At 64.3% G+C, this 12,821-nt stretch carries 14 protein-coding genes; 7 read left to right on the top strand and 7 right to left on the bottom strand.

The genetic code is table 11. From position 1 onward, the window contains the following. Nucleotides 1-90: 90 nt before the first annotated feature. Nucleotides 91-1,209, bottom strand: coding sequence for a succinyl-diaminopimelate desuccinylase (gene dapE / locus AC1L6K_RS06330; RefSeq protein WP_480952702.1), 1,119 nt, complete (start codon nucleotides 1,207-1,209; stop codon nucleotides 91-93). Between the two features lie 263 nt (nucleotides 1,210-1,472). Here dapE and AC1L6K_RS06325 point away from each other — a divergent pair, with 263 nt between their 5' ends. The 6 genes from AC1L6K_RS06325 to AC1L6K_RS06300 all read left to right on the top strand — a co-directional run bounded on the left by AC1L6K_RS06325 (nucleotide 1,473) and on the right by AC1L6K_RS06300 (nucleotide 7,517). After that, entirely contained in the window at nucleotides 1,473-2,153 is a 681-nt protein-coding gene (locus AC1L6K_RS06325; protein WP_480951865.1) for a fasciclin domain-containing protein, read from the top strand. Between the two features lie 148 nt (nucleotides 2,154-2,301). Then, a complete protein-coding gene (gene sigK / locus AC1L6K_RS06320) occupies nucleotides 2,302-2,883 on the top strand; it encodes an ECF RNA polymerase sigma factor SigK (RefSeq protein WP_480951864.1) in 582 nt (193 codons plus the stop codon). Then, nucleotides 2,880-3,677: an anti-sigma factor gene (locus AC1L6K_RS06315; RefSeq protein ID WP_480951863.1), complete on the top strand. Its 798-nt coding sequence runs from the start codon at nucleotides 2,880-2,882 to the stop codon at nucleotides 3,675-3,677. Before sigK ends, AC1L6K_RS06315 begins: the two co-directional genes overlap by 4 nt. Before the next feature lie 172 nt (nucleotides 3,678-3,849). Continuing rightward, the gene (locus AC1L6K_RS06310) at nucleotides 3,850-5,448 is read left to right on the top strand and encodes a molybdopterin-dependent oxidoreductase (RefSeq protein ID WP_480951862.1); all 1,599 of its coding nucleotides are present in this window, start codon (nucleotides 3,850-3,852) and stop codon (nucleotides 5,446-5,448) included. A gap of 122 nt (nucleotides 5,449-5,570) precedes the next feature. Further along, nucleotides 5,571-6,560, top strand: coding sequence for a 2,3,4,5-tetrahydropyridine-2,6-dicarboxylate N-succinyltransferase (gene dapD / locus AC1L6K_RS06305; RefSeq protein WP_480951861.1), 990 nt, complete (start codon nucleotides 5,571-5,573; stop codon nucleotides 6,558-6,560). Between the two features lie 66 nt (nucleotides 6,561-6,626). Beyond that, the gene (locus AC1L6K_RS06300) at nucleotides 6,627-7,517 is read left to right on the top strand and encodes a hypothetical protein (RefSeq protein ID WP_480951860.1); all 891 of its coding nucleotides are present in this window, start codon (nucleotides 6,627-6,629) and stop codon (nucleotides 7,515-7,517) included. A gap of 16 nt (nucleotides 7,518-7,533) precedes the next feature. Here the strand turns inward: AC1L6K_RS06300 and AC1L6K_RS06295 are convergent, their stop codons facing one another. The 6 genes from AC1L6K_RS06295 to fdxA all read right to left on the bottom strand — a co-directional run bounded on the left by AC1L6K_RS06295 (nucleotide 7,534) and on the right by fdxA (nucleotide 12,460). Further along, the gene (locus AC1L6K_RS06295; RefSeq protein WP_480951859.1) at nucleotides 7,534-7,989 is read right to left on the bottom strand and encodes a hypothetical protein; all 456 of its coding nucleotides are present in this window, start codon (nucleotides 7,987-7,989) and stop codon (nucleotides 7,534-7,536) included. A gap of 333 nt (nucleotides 7,990-8,322) precedes the next feature. After that, on the bottom strand, nucleotides 8,323-8,946 hold the full coding sequence (locus AC1L6K_RS06290) for a TetR/AcrR family transcriptional regulator (RefSeq protein ID WP_480951858.1): 624 nt from the start codon (nucleotides 8,944-8,946) through the stop codon (nucleotides 8,323-8,325). A gap of 237 nt (nucleotides 8,947-9,183) precedes the next feature. Next, nucleotides 9,184-9,369: a hypothetical protein gene (locus AC1L6K_RS06285; RefSeq protein ID WP_480951857.1), complete on the bottom strand. Its 186-nt coding sequence runs from the start codon at nucleotides 9,367-9,369 to the stop codon at nucleotides 9,184-9,186. Nucleotides 9,370-9,467: 98 nt separating this feature from the next. Beyond that, nucleotides 9,468-10,751 carry a citrate synthase gene (locus tag AC1L6K_RS06280; RefSeq protein WP_480951856.1) on the bottom strand — a complete coding sequence of 428 codons (1,284 nt, stop codon included), beginning with the start codon at nucleotides 10,749-10,751 and terminating at the stop codon, nucleotides 9,468-9,470. Nucleotides 10,752-10,965: 214 nt separating this feature from the next. Continuing rightward, a complete protein-coding gene (dapC, locus tag AC1L6K_RS06275; protein ID WP_480951855.1) occupies nucleotides 10,966-12,126 on the bottom strand; it encodes a succinyldiaminopimelate transaminase in 1,161 nt (386 codons plus the stop codon). Between the two features lie 10 nt (nucleotides 12,127-12,136). After that, complete coding sequence (gene fdxA / locus AC1L6K_RS06270) at nucleotides 12,137-12,460, bottom strand: ferredoxin (RefSeq protein WP_480951854.1); 324 nt, start codon at nucleotides 12,458-12,460, stop codon at nucleotides 12,137-12,139. 106 nt (nucleotides 12,461-12,566) lie between these two features. Between fdxA and AC1L6K_RS06265 the strand changes: the two genes are divergently transcribed. After that, entirely contained in the window at nucleotides 12,567-12,800 is a 234-nt protein-coding gene (locus AC1L6K_RS06265; RefSeq protein WP_480951853.1) for a putative acetyltransferase, read from the top strand. Nucleotides 12,801-12,821: the final 21 nt, after the last annotated feature.

The following is a 12,821-nucleotide window of genomic DNA, read 5'->3' as shown; positions in this document are numbered from 1 at the left end:
CTTTGACGAAGACCTCGTGACACTCCCCGTGGCTATGATTAGTTCAGTCTCAGCGTCCATCAAATTTTCACCACATTCTATGCTCGTGGGCTACGCCAGCCAGCGGGTCAGCGCCGCCAGGCATTCGCGAATGTCTTCCGCGCGGACGTGTTCGTTGTCGCTGTGGGCCAGCAAGGCGTCGCCCGGGCCGAAGTTGACCGCAGGAATCCCCATTTCACTGAGCCTGGCAACGTCCGTCCACCCGTATTTCGGCAGCGGCGCACGGCCCACGGCCGCCACGAACGTGGCCGCCGCCGGCGCGTTCAGTCCCGGCCTGGCACCAGCTGAGGAATCCGTGCACACCAGGTCAAAGCCAGCCAGCAATTCCCGAACGTACGCTTCAGCCTGGGCCGGGGACTTGTCGGGTGCGAACCTGTAGTTGATCTCGACCACGCACTGGTCGGGGATCACGTTGCCGGCGGTGCCGCCGTGAATCCGCACAGCGTTCAACGACTCCCTGTAGTCCAGCCCCTCAACTGAGACGGTGGCCGGCGCATGTTCGGCAAGGCGGGCCAAAATCGGGGCGGCAGCGTGGATTGCGTTCTCCCCCATCCACGCCCTGGCCGAGTGGGCGGCAAGCCCGCGCGTGGTGGCCTCGAAACGAATCGTGCCGTTGCAGCCGCCCTCCACCGTCCCGTTCGTGGGTTCAAGCAGGATGCCAAAGTCAGCATCCAGCAGCTCCCGGTTCTCCCGCACCAAACGACCCAGCCCGCTCTTCGCTGCGGCCACTTCCTCGTGGTCGTAAAAAACAAATGTCAGGTCCCGGGTGGGTTCAAGCAGCGTGGCCGCGAGCGCCAGTTGCACGGCCACGCCGCCCTTCATGTCCGTGGCGCCCCTGCCGTACAGCACCTCACCGTCCCAGGAACTGGGCACAGTGCCGCGCGACCCCGGCGTGGTGGGCAGCGGAACGGTGTCCAAATGGCCCGCCAAAATCACCCGTTCGGCCCGGCCCAGCGACGTCCTGGCCACAATCGCATCGCCGTTGCGCGTCACCTGCAGGTGCGGCATCCCGGCAAGGGCCAGCTCCACGGCGTCGGCTAGCGCGGTTTCATTGCCCGACACGCTTTCAATGTCCATCAGTGAGGCCGTCAGCGCGGCAACGTCGGCTTTCACATCAAGCACGACGGCGGTTTCCTCCCCTTGGGTGCCCGGTGCGGGCGCCGCAACCATCTCGGGCACGGTCGACCCGGCCGTGGGCGGAACCTCCAAGGCGGAGGTGTGTGCGGGGGAAGGGACGGCGGCGTGGCCGGGAAGGTTCGTCATTTCCTTAGTTTACCGGCGCCGGGCCACCCGGAAATATTTCCTGTTCGCTTCCAATCCGGCCCCGACCCGGCTCCGAAGTACTCATTGACAGCCCGCACCGAAGCCCTGCAGTCAGGTTTAGGCAAGGGGGGACAACGGAATTTTTCCGCTTCACACCATGGAGAATCATCATGAACAGCACCTTGAAGTTTGCCAACCGCAAGAGCCTCAGCATGGGTCTGGGTCTCCTGGCTATTGCCGCCCTGGCCATGACCTCCTGCAGCTCCGGCACCACCAGCGACACTCCATCCGCCACGGCCGAATCCCCGATGGCCACTTCCGCCAGTGCCGGTCCCAGCGCCGAGACAATGTCCGGAGGCCTGGTCGGCTCCGGTTGCGCCGCCTACGCAGCCGCCGTTCCTTCCGGCGCAGGCTCGGTTGCCGGCATGGCAGCGGATCCTGTTGCCACGGCAGCGTCCAACAACCCGCTACTGAAGACCTTGACGGCCGCAGTTTCAGGCCAGTTGAACAAGGACGTGAACCTCGTCGACACGCTGAACTCCGGTGAATTCACCGTTTTCGCCCCGGTCGACGACGCCTTTGCCAAGATCCCGGCAGACACCATTGACGGGCTGAAGACGGACTCCGCCACGTTGACCTCCATCTTGACGTACCACGTGGTCCCAGGCCAGCTTGCTCCCAGCAAGATCGCCGGGGAGCACGCAACTGCCGAGGGCAGCAAGCTGGAAGTCACCGGAAGCGGCGATGACCTGATGGTCAATGGAGCCAAGGTCATCTGCGGCGGCGTCAAGACGGCCAACGCCACGGTGTACCTGATCGACACCGTCCTGATGCCTCCAGCCAAGAAATAGGCCGGGCAAGAAATAGACCGGCCGAGGCACAGCTCAGAAGGCAACAACCAGCAATAAACAAGCGGCACCACCATTTGGCGGAGCCGTGAGTACAACACACTGCGAAGGGATCGGGTCCATGGGCACTGAGGGTGCCAAACTGAGTACCATGCGTCTGCCTTGGTTGCGGGCGGTGGAGCCCGCAACCCCACCCACCCATGAGGATCTCATCCGCCTCGTCGCCCTCGGCGACGAGGCGGCCTTCGAGGCACTGTACGACGCAGTTGCACCCCGGGTTTTTGGCCTGGTGCGCCGCGTTGTTCGAGACCCGGCGCAAAGCCAGGAGGTGACCCAGGAAGTTTTCATCGACATTTGGGCACAGGCGTCCCGCTTTGACGCCGACAGGGGCAAGGCAATGTCCTGGATTTTAGTCATTGCGCACCGAAAGGCTGTCGACAAGGTGCGCGCCAGCCAGGCCAGCACCAACAGGGACCTGCGCCAAGGAATCAAGGAATACCGGGACAGTTACGACGACGTCGCGGACACCGTTGAAACGCAGCTGGAGGCTGAACGCGTACACAAGGCCCTCGAGTCGCTGACACAAGCGCAACAGGAGGCCATCCGCCTCGCATACTACGGAGGGTACACACACCAGGAAGTGGCCGAGCTGCTCAAAATTCCAGTCGGTACTGTTAAGACCAGGATTCGTGACGGCATGATCAGGCTGAGGGACAAGTTGGGAGTTGCATGATGGAACAACAATTGCATTTGCTCACCGGCTCCTATGCCTTGAATGCCCTGGGCAACCAGGAACGCAACGACTTTGAACGCCACGCCCTCACCGACCCCCAGACTTTGGAAGAGGTGCGCAGCCTCAGCGAGACAGCCGCGCTGCTTGCCTACAGCACACCTGCCGAGACACCTCCGGCCGAGCTGAAGGCCAACGTCATGGCCGCCATTCGCAACACCCGGCAGCTTCCGGCCTCCGCAGTTGTGCGCGACATTTCCACGGCAAAGCCCCACCAGCCGGGGAGGCGGGGAGGCCGCTGGGTTCCGGTCCTGAGCGCCGCGGCCGCCCTGGCGATCTTTACCGGGGTCGGGGTCGGCGGATGGGCGATCGGACAAAACTCAACGCGGCAGGACATGGAGCAAACCATTGTTGCCATGCAGGCCTCGCAACGGGCGGCACAAGAGCAACAAGCAGCCATGCTGGGCATTGTGGGCGCCCCCGATGCCAAGATTGCCACAACGGAACTTTCCGACGGGGGGTCCGTAACAGTAGCCTCATCCGGCAAGGCCGACAGTGCCGCAGTGATGACTCACGGGCTGCCTGCCCTGCCATCCGGCAAGACGTACGAGCTGTGGTTCATTTCACCGGCTGGCGCCGTGTCCGCAGGGCTCATGGGCGATTCCGACCCTGCCACGCCCGGCCTGCAGATGCTCAAGGGCCCGATGGGCGGGGCAACGCATGTGGGCATCACGGTGGAGCCCGCCGGCGGTTCGGCCGCCCCCACCTCCACCCCGATCGTGGTGCAGGCGCTCTAACGCGATCAGTGGTGCGGGGGCCCCAACCGGTCTAGTCTTTGGAAAGAAGCTGCCCGCAGCAAACAATCTTCCCGCCGGGGCAATCCGGTGGGCGCTTGGCTCGGAAGTACAACAAAGCACTTCCCCCGGCACCCACCTGCGGAGGCCAAGCAAGCGTTGCAAGGAGCCTGACATGGACATGCGAAGAACGGCTAAACAACACCTCAACCGGCCGTCCCCCGGGCGGGGCGCACTCGCGGGCATCGTCTCGGCAGGCGCCCTCTTTGCGGTGGCGGAACTTGCCTCGGCTTTCTTTGGTCCCGCGGCGTCCCCGCTGACATCGGTGGGTTCCACGTTCATCGACTTCACCCCGGCCTGGCTCAAGGATTTCGCCATCGCCACCTTCGGCACCAACGACAAATTGGTGCTGCTCATCTCCTTGGTCGTTGCCGCAGCGGTGTTGGCGGCCGTTGCGGGCGTTGTTGCCCGAAGAAATTTCAGGGCCGGCGCCGCCATGGTTCTGGGCTACTCCTTGGTCATGGGGGTGTGCATCATCACCCGCGCGGGCGCCGGAGTACCTGACCTGATCCCCCTTCTTCTAGGCACCGCAGCCGGTTTGTGGGCCCTGCATTTCCTCAGCCCGGACACCAGTCTGGCGGCAGCGGCAATGCGGCCTACGCCGGAAACAGCTGGAAGTCCGACGGCGACGGCAGCCGACGTGTCCAGCCGCCGCACGTTTTTGGTGAGGTCGGCAGCTGTGGCTGGGGTCGCCGTCGTGCTTGGCTTTGGCGGGACGATGCTCTCCACGGCACGCAACACCGCGATTGCCGTCCGCCAGGCGCTGAAGCTCCCGCCCGCCAGGACCAAGGCCGCCCCGCTCCCCGCCGGCGTGCAGGCCCCGGTGGAAGGTGTCACGCCCTTTGTCACCCCCAACACCGATTTCTACCGGATCGACACGGCCCTGCACGTGCCCGTGATTGACCCGTCGACGTGGCAGCTGCGCGTGCACGGCATGGTCGAGGAGGAGTTCACGCTTGGCTTTGACGAGCTGCTGGCGAAAGATCTCATTGAGTCATATGTGACGTTGACCTGCGTTTCCAATGTTGTGGGCGGAGACCTGGTCGGCAATGCCAAATGGCTCGGCTACCCGCTGCGCGAGGTCCTGGCCCGGGCCAAGCCCACGGCGGGTGCCGACATGGTCCTGTCCACCAGCAGTGACGGCTTCAGCGCGTCCACCCCCCTGCCCATCCTGCAGGACGCCCGCGACGCCATCCTGGCCGTGGGCATGAACGGCGAGCCGCTGCCGCTGGAACATGGTTTCCCGGTCCGCATGGTGGTGCCCGGGCTGTACGGATACGTCTCGGCCACCAAATGGGTCGTTGACCTGGAAGTGACGACCTTTGCCGAGAAAGCCGGGTACTGGACGTCCCGCGGGTGGTCCTCGCACGGGCCGGTCAAGACGGCCTCAAGGGTTGAGGTGCCGCGGGCCCTGGCCCGGGTGCCGGCCGGGACGGTGGCCATCGGCGGCAGCGCCTGGGCCCAAACGAAGGGCATTTCCAAGGTGGAGGTCCAGCTGGACGACGGCGGCTGGCAGCTTGCCGAGCTGGCTGCGGAAGCGTCTGTGGACACCTGGCGCCAGTGGTCGTTCCACTGGGACGGGGCAACTTCGGGAAACCACCGGGTGCGGGTGCGCGCCTATGACGCGGCGGGCAGGATGCAAACCGAAAACGAGGCCCCGCCAGCCCCCGACGGCTCCTCCGGCTGGCATTCCATCACCTTCACCGTGGCTTAGCGGACCGGCACGCGGCTCGGCACAGTTTTTTTGGCACGGTGGCCGGGCACGGCGCCCGGGCACGGCGGCCGGGCACGGTTGCTTGGCACAACTCCGGCCGGCCTTGCCGATAAACTGGATCCATGACTGACACAGCAGCCCCGAGCAACCGTTCCGCCCACGGCTTCGGCCTTGCCACCATCGCCGGCTCCGGCGATGTGTTGGACGTGTGGTTCCCCGCCCCCGAACTGGGTATCGCCGCTACTGCACTGGGCAGCGCCCCGGACGCCAGCGCCGAACTCACCGCACTGGCCGAGGCCGGCACGGACACCGACCGCGACGTGCACCAAAGCGTGGTGTTTGCCCAAATCAACCTCGACGCCGAACCGGCCGACGCCGTCGACGCCTACCTCCGACTGCACCTGCTCTCACACCGGCTGGTGACCCCCAACAGCATCAACCTCGAGGGGATCTTTGGGAAGCTCAGCAATGTGGTGTGGACAAACTTTGGCCCGGCTTCGGTTGACGGCTTTGAACTGACCCGGGCCAAACTGCGCCTTCGCGGGCCGGTGACTGTCTATTCAGTGGACAAGTTCCCGCGCATGGTCGACTACGTGGTGCCCGCCGGCGTGCGCGTTGCCGACGCCGACAGGGTCCGGCTCGGCGCCCATCTGGCCGAGGGGACCACCGTCATGCATGAAGGGTTCGTGAACTTCAACGCAGGCACACTGGGCACCTCAATGGTTGAGGGCCGCATCTCCGCCGGCGTTGTGGTGGGCAACGGCACTGACGTTGGCGGCGGCGCGTCCATCATGGGCACCCTCTCCGGTGGCGGCACGACCCGCATCGCACTGGGGGAACGGGTGCTGCTGGGCGCAAACTCCGGCGTGGGCATCAGCATCGGCGACGACTCGGTGGTTGAGGCAGGCCTTTATGTCACGGCCGGCACCCGGGTGCGCGTCTTGGGCCCCAAGAACGCCGACGGTGAGGACACCGCGGAGATCGTGAAGGCCAGCGAGCTCTCCGGCGTGCCAAACCTGCTGTTCCGCCGCAACTCCACCTCGGGCGGCGTCGAGGTGCTGCCGCGCAAGGGCACCACCGTCGAACTCAATGACAGCCTGCATGCCAACTAGTCCGGTGTCCCGGGGCTCCACGGCGCAGGTGCTGCACCAGGGCGCGGAACCACTTGGCGGCACACCGTGAGGAGCCGGGCAACGATCGGCTGGATCACAGTTGTGGCAGTCACCGCCGGAATCCTCATCGGCGGCGGGGTGTGGCTGTCCAACACCTTCAAAGACGTTTTTGCGCCCGGCCTTTCGCTGGGCTGCAGCGCCACCGTTGGCGAGAACAGCTACAGCCTGGCGCTGGACCAAACGGAAAATGCTGCCCTGATCTCCACCCTTGCCATGCAACGGGGCATGCCTGCCCGTGCCGCTTCCATTGCACTCGCCACAGCGCTGCAGGAGTCCAAGCTGCGCAACATCAGCTACGGCGACCTGGACTCGGTGGGCTTGTTCCAGCAGCGACCGTCACAGGACTGGGGCAGTGTGGAGCAAATCATGGATCCGGTGTACTCGGCGAACGCCTTTTACGACGCCCTCGCAGCCGTGCCCAACTATGCGGACCTGCCCATCAATGACGCGGCGCAAATTGTCCAGCGCTCGGGATTTCCGCATGCCTACGCCCAGCATGAGCCGCTGTCGCGCGCGTTCGCTTCCGCTCTGACCGGACAGACACCGCAAGGTTTGAACTGCACCCTGCCAGAAGCCACGGCCAGCAGCCCGGCCGATGTGGTCGGCGCAGCCGCCCAAGCGGCGATGGGCCCGCTGGCCCAGTTGGACGTCACGACCACCGCAGGGGAAGCCGGCACCAGCCTTCACATTGACGTCTCCGACGCCAATGGCTGGATGCTGGCCCATTGGGCCCTGGCCCACGCCAACCAGCACGGCATCGTTGAGGTCAGCTACGCAGGCCATAAATGGGACCGGAACGCCAATGCCGACGGCCACAACGTGGGCTGGCAGCCAGTCGACTCCACAGTTGGGGGACAGATAGCAATCGTGTTGGCGGCTGCCCCTGCGGGCGAATGACGAACACCGCCGTCTCCTAGACCAGCAGGTCCACCACCGGCTGCACATAACTGCAAAAAATCTCCTGGTCATCGAGCAAATGCGAACTCATGATCAAGCGGTTGGGTTCAATGAACCACGCCCGTTGCTCAGCCAAGGGAACCTCCACAATGGTCAAGGTGAAGTCCCTGGCACTGCGGCCCAATTCCATTTCCCGATTTTGCACCAAATCGGCCAGAATCTTGTGCCCGCCCAAGGTTTCCCGCTGCGCGGCCATCATTGCATACAGCTGCGACTGTTCCCTGGACCAGGTCAGGGCCGCCCCGTAATGGGCGTGGGCAACCCGCTGCAGGGCAGGCATGCCGGCCAGCTCAGGAAAATCGGGAGGGCTGAGGTTTTCCTGGTTCTCGGGAAACACGCGCAGCAGCCTGGCCCACCAAACCTCCCACTGGTCCCGCAGCGCTCCGGTGCCGCCCACCTCTGAAGTCAACATTGTGTGGTCCGCCGCCGTAACAGCGGGCGCCACATGTGACAGTGCGGGGCTGCCCGCCCCCACAAGACCCGACACGTCACGAAGATAAAGCGCCATAAGCATGGGCCCGCACGTATCCATGGTGATTCGCCACCCTGGGCCACCGGTGTGATGCATTGCTTTCGCCTCCAGCCGCCGCAGAATTGGTACGGCAATCCACTTCCAAGATTACTCTGAAGCGGGGAACTGAGCACGGGAAATCCCAACACCCCGTCCATTGCTGCAGGAGCGTTGGTGAAAAAGCAGCCATAGCTGCAGGAGCGTTGGTGTGACGGGCTGGGTTAAGGAGAGTGGCTAAGGTGCCAGAAGGGAATGCAGGTGGCGGCGCAGCGTTGCCCTGCCTTGTTCGGGTGCAGACCAGTCCGGCTGCAGCACCATGCGCAGGCTCAATCCGTCCAGCAGCCCGATCAGCCGCTCGGCCTCATCCACGGGAACCAGTGATTCAGCGGCCAGGGGGCTTCCCATCAGCTGCAGCACCACACGGCCGACAACCGCCCCTGTTGCCCTGTAGTCGTCCTGTGCCGCCTCCGAGAGGCCTGTGTTGGTCCGGGCGTCGAGCATGAATTCCATGTGGACCACGGCATCGGCGCGGCGGGCCTCGTCAAGGGGAAGCAGTTGTTCCAGGACCTGGGCACATTTTTCAATCAGCCCGTTGGCGTCCGTGGGAAGCGGGTCGTCCTCCAGCGTTTCCAATGTGTCCAGTGCGCGCACATGGATCCGTTCGGAGTTCACCCGGAAGGCAAAAACCATCAGCTCGGCCTGGTTGTCGAAATAGTGCCGCACAGATCCGAGTGCCAGGCCTGCCGCCTGAGCCACGTTGCGCAGCGACGCCTGTGTCAGGCTGCGTTCTGCAATGACTTCAAATACGGCGTCTGCGACGAGCTCACGGCGATCGTCGACATCTACAATTTTGGGCACACATCTTTTTTAGCACAGATGTTTCACAAATGCTCAATTGCTGGCACACCGGCCCGGCCGCGCCACGACTGTGGTCATCCGCTGCCGCTGCGGACCGTTTTGAGTGCTGCGGGGGCTGTTGCGGTCATTCGCTCACGGCCGGCCGGGGGCGAATGACCGCAACAGCCCCCTTGCCCGGAGACTCGCCCGGACCGGCGGCGCCACGACAGCCCCGCAGGCCGGGAGCGGCAGGCAACGCTAGTTGCCGCCTGCAGCATTCTTCTTTTTGTCCAGGTACAGCAGCACCAGCAGCACGAACATGATCACCAGCGAGCCGATGAAGAACGGCAGGAACACTGTTTTGCCGACCAGCAGCAGGATGCCCAGCACCACCACCACAATGGGGAAGGCCATGGAAAAGGTGTGCAGCAGCAATGTCGACATTTTCATATTTTTACTTTCGTCCCGGGTTTTGCAATAGAAAAGCGGCGGGCGGCTCCCCCAAGGGAAAGCCTCCCGCCGCCGTCGTGCCTAAAAAGCTTCTACCGCGAAGGGTACATGCGCTCCGGCTCGCCGATGTACAGCTGGCGGGGACGGCCGATCTTGGTCTCCGGGTCCTTCATCATTTCGCGCCACTGGGCAATCCAGCCCGGCAGGCGGCCGATGGCGAACAAGACGGTGAACATCTTTTCGGGGAAACCCATGGCCTTGTAGATCAGGCCCGTGTAGAAGTCCACGTTTGGGTAGAGCTTGCGGGAGATGAAGTACTCATCCGTCAGCGCCACTTCTTCCAGGCGCATGGCGATGTCGAGGAGTTCGTCGTTGCCGCCGAGCTTCTCCAGGATCTCGTGGGCCGTGGCCTTGACGATCTTGGCGCGCGGGTCGTAGTTCTTGTAGACGCGGTGCCCGAAGCCCATGAGCTTCACGCCGTCTTCCTTGTTCTTGACGCGCTCAACGAACTTCTCAACGGGCTCGCCGCTGGCCTGAATCTGGCGGAGCATGTTCAGCACGGCCTCGTTGGCGCCGCCGTGGAGCGGGCCGAAGAGTGCGTTGATGCCGGCAGAGACCGAGGCGAACATGTTGGCGTTGGCCGAACCCACCAGGCGGACGGTGGAGGTGGAGCAGTTCTGCTCGTGGTCCGCGTGCAGGATCAGCAGCAGGTCCAGGGCCTTGACCACTACCGGGTCCATCTCGTAGGGCTCGGCCGGCAGACCAAAGCTCAGGCGCAGGAAGTTCTCGACCAGGCCCATGGAGTTGTCCGGGTACAGCATGGGCTGGCCGATGGACTTCTTGTGGGCGTAGGCGGCCAGCACGGGCAGCTTGGCCATCAGGCGGATGGTGGCCATCTCGACCTGCTCGTCGTCGAACGGATCCAGTGAGTCCTGGTAGAACGTGGACAGCGCCGAAACAGCGGAGGACAGCACCGGCATGGGGTGCGCGTCGCGCGGGAAGCCGCCAAAGAAGCCCTTGAGGTCTTCGTGCAGCATGGTGTGGCGGCGGATGCGCTGGTCAAACTTGTCCAGCTCGGCCGCGGTGGGCAGGTTCCCGTAGATCAGCAGGTAGGAAACTTCCAGGAAGCTGGAGTGCTCCGCCAGTTCCTCGATGGGGTACCCGCGGTAGCGCAGGATGCCCTCGTCACCGTCGATGTAGGTGATGGCGGACGACGTGGCAGCCGTGTTGACGAAGCCGGGGTCGTACGTGACGGCACCGGTCGTCTTCAACAACTTGGACACGTCATAGCCGGCGTTGCCTTCCACGGCTTCAAGCCGCGGGAGTTCAAGTTCTCCGCCGTCGTAGCGCAGCGATGCGCTCGTGGAATCAGTCATGGAGTCCCCTTCATGAGGTAGCCTGCGAAAGGCTTTCGTTAGTTCAGTGCTGGTTTCCGTCCGCGGGCACCCGCTCACGTTGAGGTGATACCCGAGAAAAACTCAGCACATTAAGCGTCCGGTGGCCTAGACGGCTACCTACGAAACTACCGCTTAGTAGCCCTTCAACACTAATCCTGAACCCGCATAAAGCGCAGATTCCGCCAAAATGCTGCTATTTTGCGTTGAGCCGGCTGGCCGCGGCGGCAATGCGCTCGTCACTGCCGGTCAATGCGACACGGATGTAACCGTTGCCGGCCGCACCGTAAAAAGTGCCCGGACCCGCCACAATGCCCAGTTCAGCCAACCGGCCAATGGTGGTCCACGTGTCCTCGCCGGCGGTGCACCACAGGTACAGGCCGGCCTCTGAATGGTGGATGGTGAGCCCAAATGCCTCCAGCGCACCGACCAACTGCTCCCTGCGCGCCCGGTACAGGCCCTTTTGGACGCTGACATGGGCGTCGTCGCCCAGTGCCACCCGCATGGCTTCCTGGACGGGGAGTGGCACGATCATGCCTGCGTGCTTGCGGCTGTTGACGAGGTTCGCCACGATGGCCGAGTCGCCGGCGACAAAGGCGGCCCGGTAGCCGGCCAGGTTTGATTGCTTGCTCAAGGAGTAAATGGCCAGCAGGCCCTCGTTTGAGCCGTCGTTGACACGGGGGTCAAGCACGCTGGGTACGGCTTCGCCCCCATTTTCGGGGTCCCACTGGCCCCAGCCAAGCTCGCCATAGCATTCGTCCGATGCCACGACGGCGCCGATCTCCCGCGCCGCCCGCACCAGCTCCCGGAGTTCGGAAACACCGCGCACAATCCCCGTCGGGTTGCCCGGCGAGTTGACCCACACCAGGCGCACCCTGGCGAGCGTCTCGGCGTCGACCTCGGCCAAGGAATCCGCGGCAACGGAGGTGGCACCGGCAAACACGGCGCCCATGTCGTAGGTGGGGTAGGCAACGGAAGGGCGCACCACCACGTCACCGGCGCCCAGCCCCAGCAGCAGCGGCAACCAGGCCACGAGCTCCTTGGAGCCCACGGTCGGCATCACGTCAACGGGCGACAGGTCCGGGACGTTGCGGCGCCGTGCAAACCAGTCGACAACTGCCTGGCGCAGGGCCAAGGTGCCGTGGGTTGTGGGGTATCCCGGCGCATCCGCAGCAGCCTTCAGGGCGTCCTGGACCAGTGCCGGCGTGGGATCCACGGGCGTGCCGATGGACAGGTTCACCAGCCCGTCCGGGTGCTTGGCGGCGGTGGCCAGATAGGGTGCCAGCGCATCCCACGGGTAGTCGGGAAGCTGCAGGCCGAAGGGCCTGCCGGAGGCGTGCTGCGGAGCCGGTGTCATGGGGTGCGGATCAGTCCTGGGTCTGTGGCGGCAGCGCGGCAATGATGGGGTGGTCGGTGTGCGTGTTGCCGACCTTGGCAGCACCGCCCGGGGACCCCAGCACGTCAAAGAACTCAACATTTGCCTTGTAGTATTCGGCCCACTCATCCGGAGTGTCGTCCTCGTAGTAGATGGCCTCCACCGGGCACACCGGTTCGCAGGCACCACAGTCAACACACTCGTCGGGGTGGATGTAGAGCGAGCGTTCACCCTCGTAGATACAGTCAACAGGGCACTCCTCAACACATGCCTTGTCCTTGACATCCACGCATGGCTGCGCAATTACGTACGTCACGAACCCCAACCTTCCTCACAAATTCTTCCGGCACAGATCGGGCCGGTACAACCATTATCCCCCACGGCCGCCGCACCCGCACATCGACGAGACTTAGTATGAAGTGGTGAACACTGCACTGGACCGACTCGCGCAACTTCCCTTGGGCACCCGCATGGTGGTCCGCCACAGGATTGACGGCGGCCTCAGCGACGCGCTCGGCGACCTCACCGCCCGCGATGACCATGGCTGCACCATCAGCACCCGGACCGGCGCGGTGACCATAAAGTACGACGACGTCCAGCTCGCCAAGGCTGTGCCCCCGCCTCCGCCACGGCGCAACCGGCGAAGCCCCGCCTAGCCAGTTTCAGTTGCGGCGGGG

It is taken from the genome of Specibacter sp. BI4 (assembly GCF_056680095.1).
This window is presented reverse-complemented; position numbering and strand designations above follow the sequence as displayed.

Excerpts from the sequence above, each read along its gene's own strand:
- AC1L6K_RS06295 (WP_480951859.1), bottom strand. The coding sequence starts at position 7,989 with ATGTTGACTTCAGAGGTGGGCGGCACCGGAGCGCTGCGGGACCAGTGG.
- AC1L6K_RS06325 (WP_480951865.1), top strand. The coding sequence starts at position 1,473 with ATGAACAGCACCTTGAAGTTTGCCAACCGCAAGAGCCTCAGCATGGGT.
- dapD (WP_480951861.1), top strand. The coding sequence starts at position 5,571 with ATGACTGACACAGCAGCCCCGAGCAACCGTTCCGCCCACGGCTTCGGC.
- AC1L6K_RS06315 (WP_480951863.1), top strand. The coding sequence starts at position 2,880 with ATGATGGAACAACAATTGCATTTGCTCACCGGCTCCTATGCCTTGAAT.
- sigK (WP_480951864.1), top strand. The coding sequence starts at position 2,302 with ATGCGTCTGCCTTGGTTGCGGGCGGTGGAGCCCGCAACCCCACCCACC.
- dapE (WP_480952702.1), bottom strand. The coding sequence starts at position 1,209 with ATGGTTGCGGCGCCCGCACCGGGCACCCAAGGGGAGGAAACCGCCGTC.
- dapC (WP_480951855.1), bottom strand. The coding sequence starts at position 12,126 with ATGACACCGGCTCCGCAGCACGCCTCCGGCAGGCCCTTCGGCCTGCAG.
- AC1L6K_RS06280 (WP_480951856.1), bottom strand. The coding sequence starts at position 10,751 with ATGACTGATTCCACGAGCGCATCGCTGCGCTACGACGGCGGAGAACTT.
- AC1L6K_RS06310 (WP_480951862.1), top strand. The coding sequence starts at position 3,850 with ATGGACATGCGAAGAACGGCTAAACAACACCTCAACCGGCCGTCCCCC.
- AC1L6K_RS06285 (WP_480951857.1), bottom strand. The coding sequence starts at position 9,369 with ATGTCGACATTGCTGCTGCACACCTTTTCCATGGCCTTCCCCATTGTG.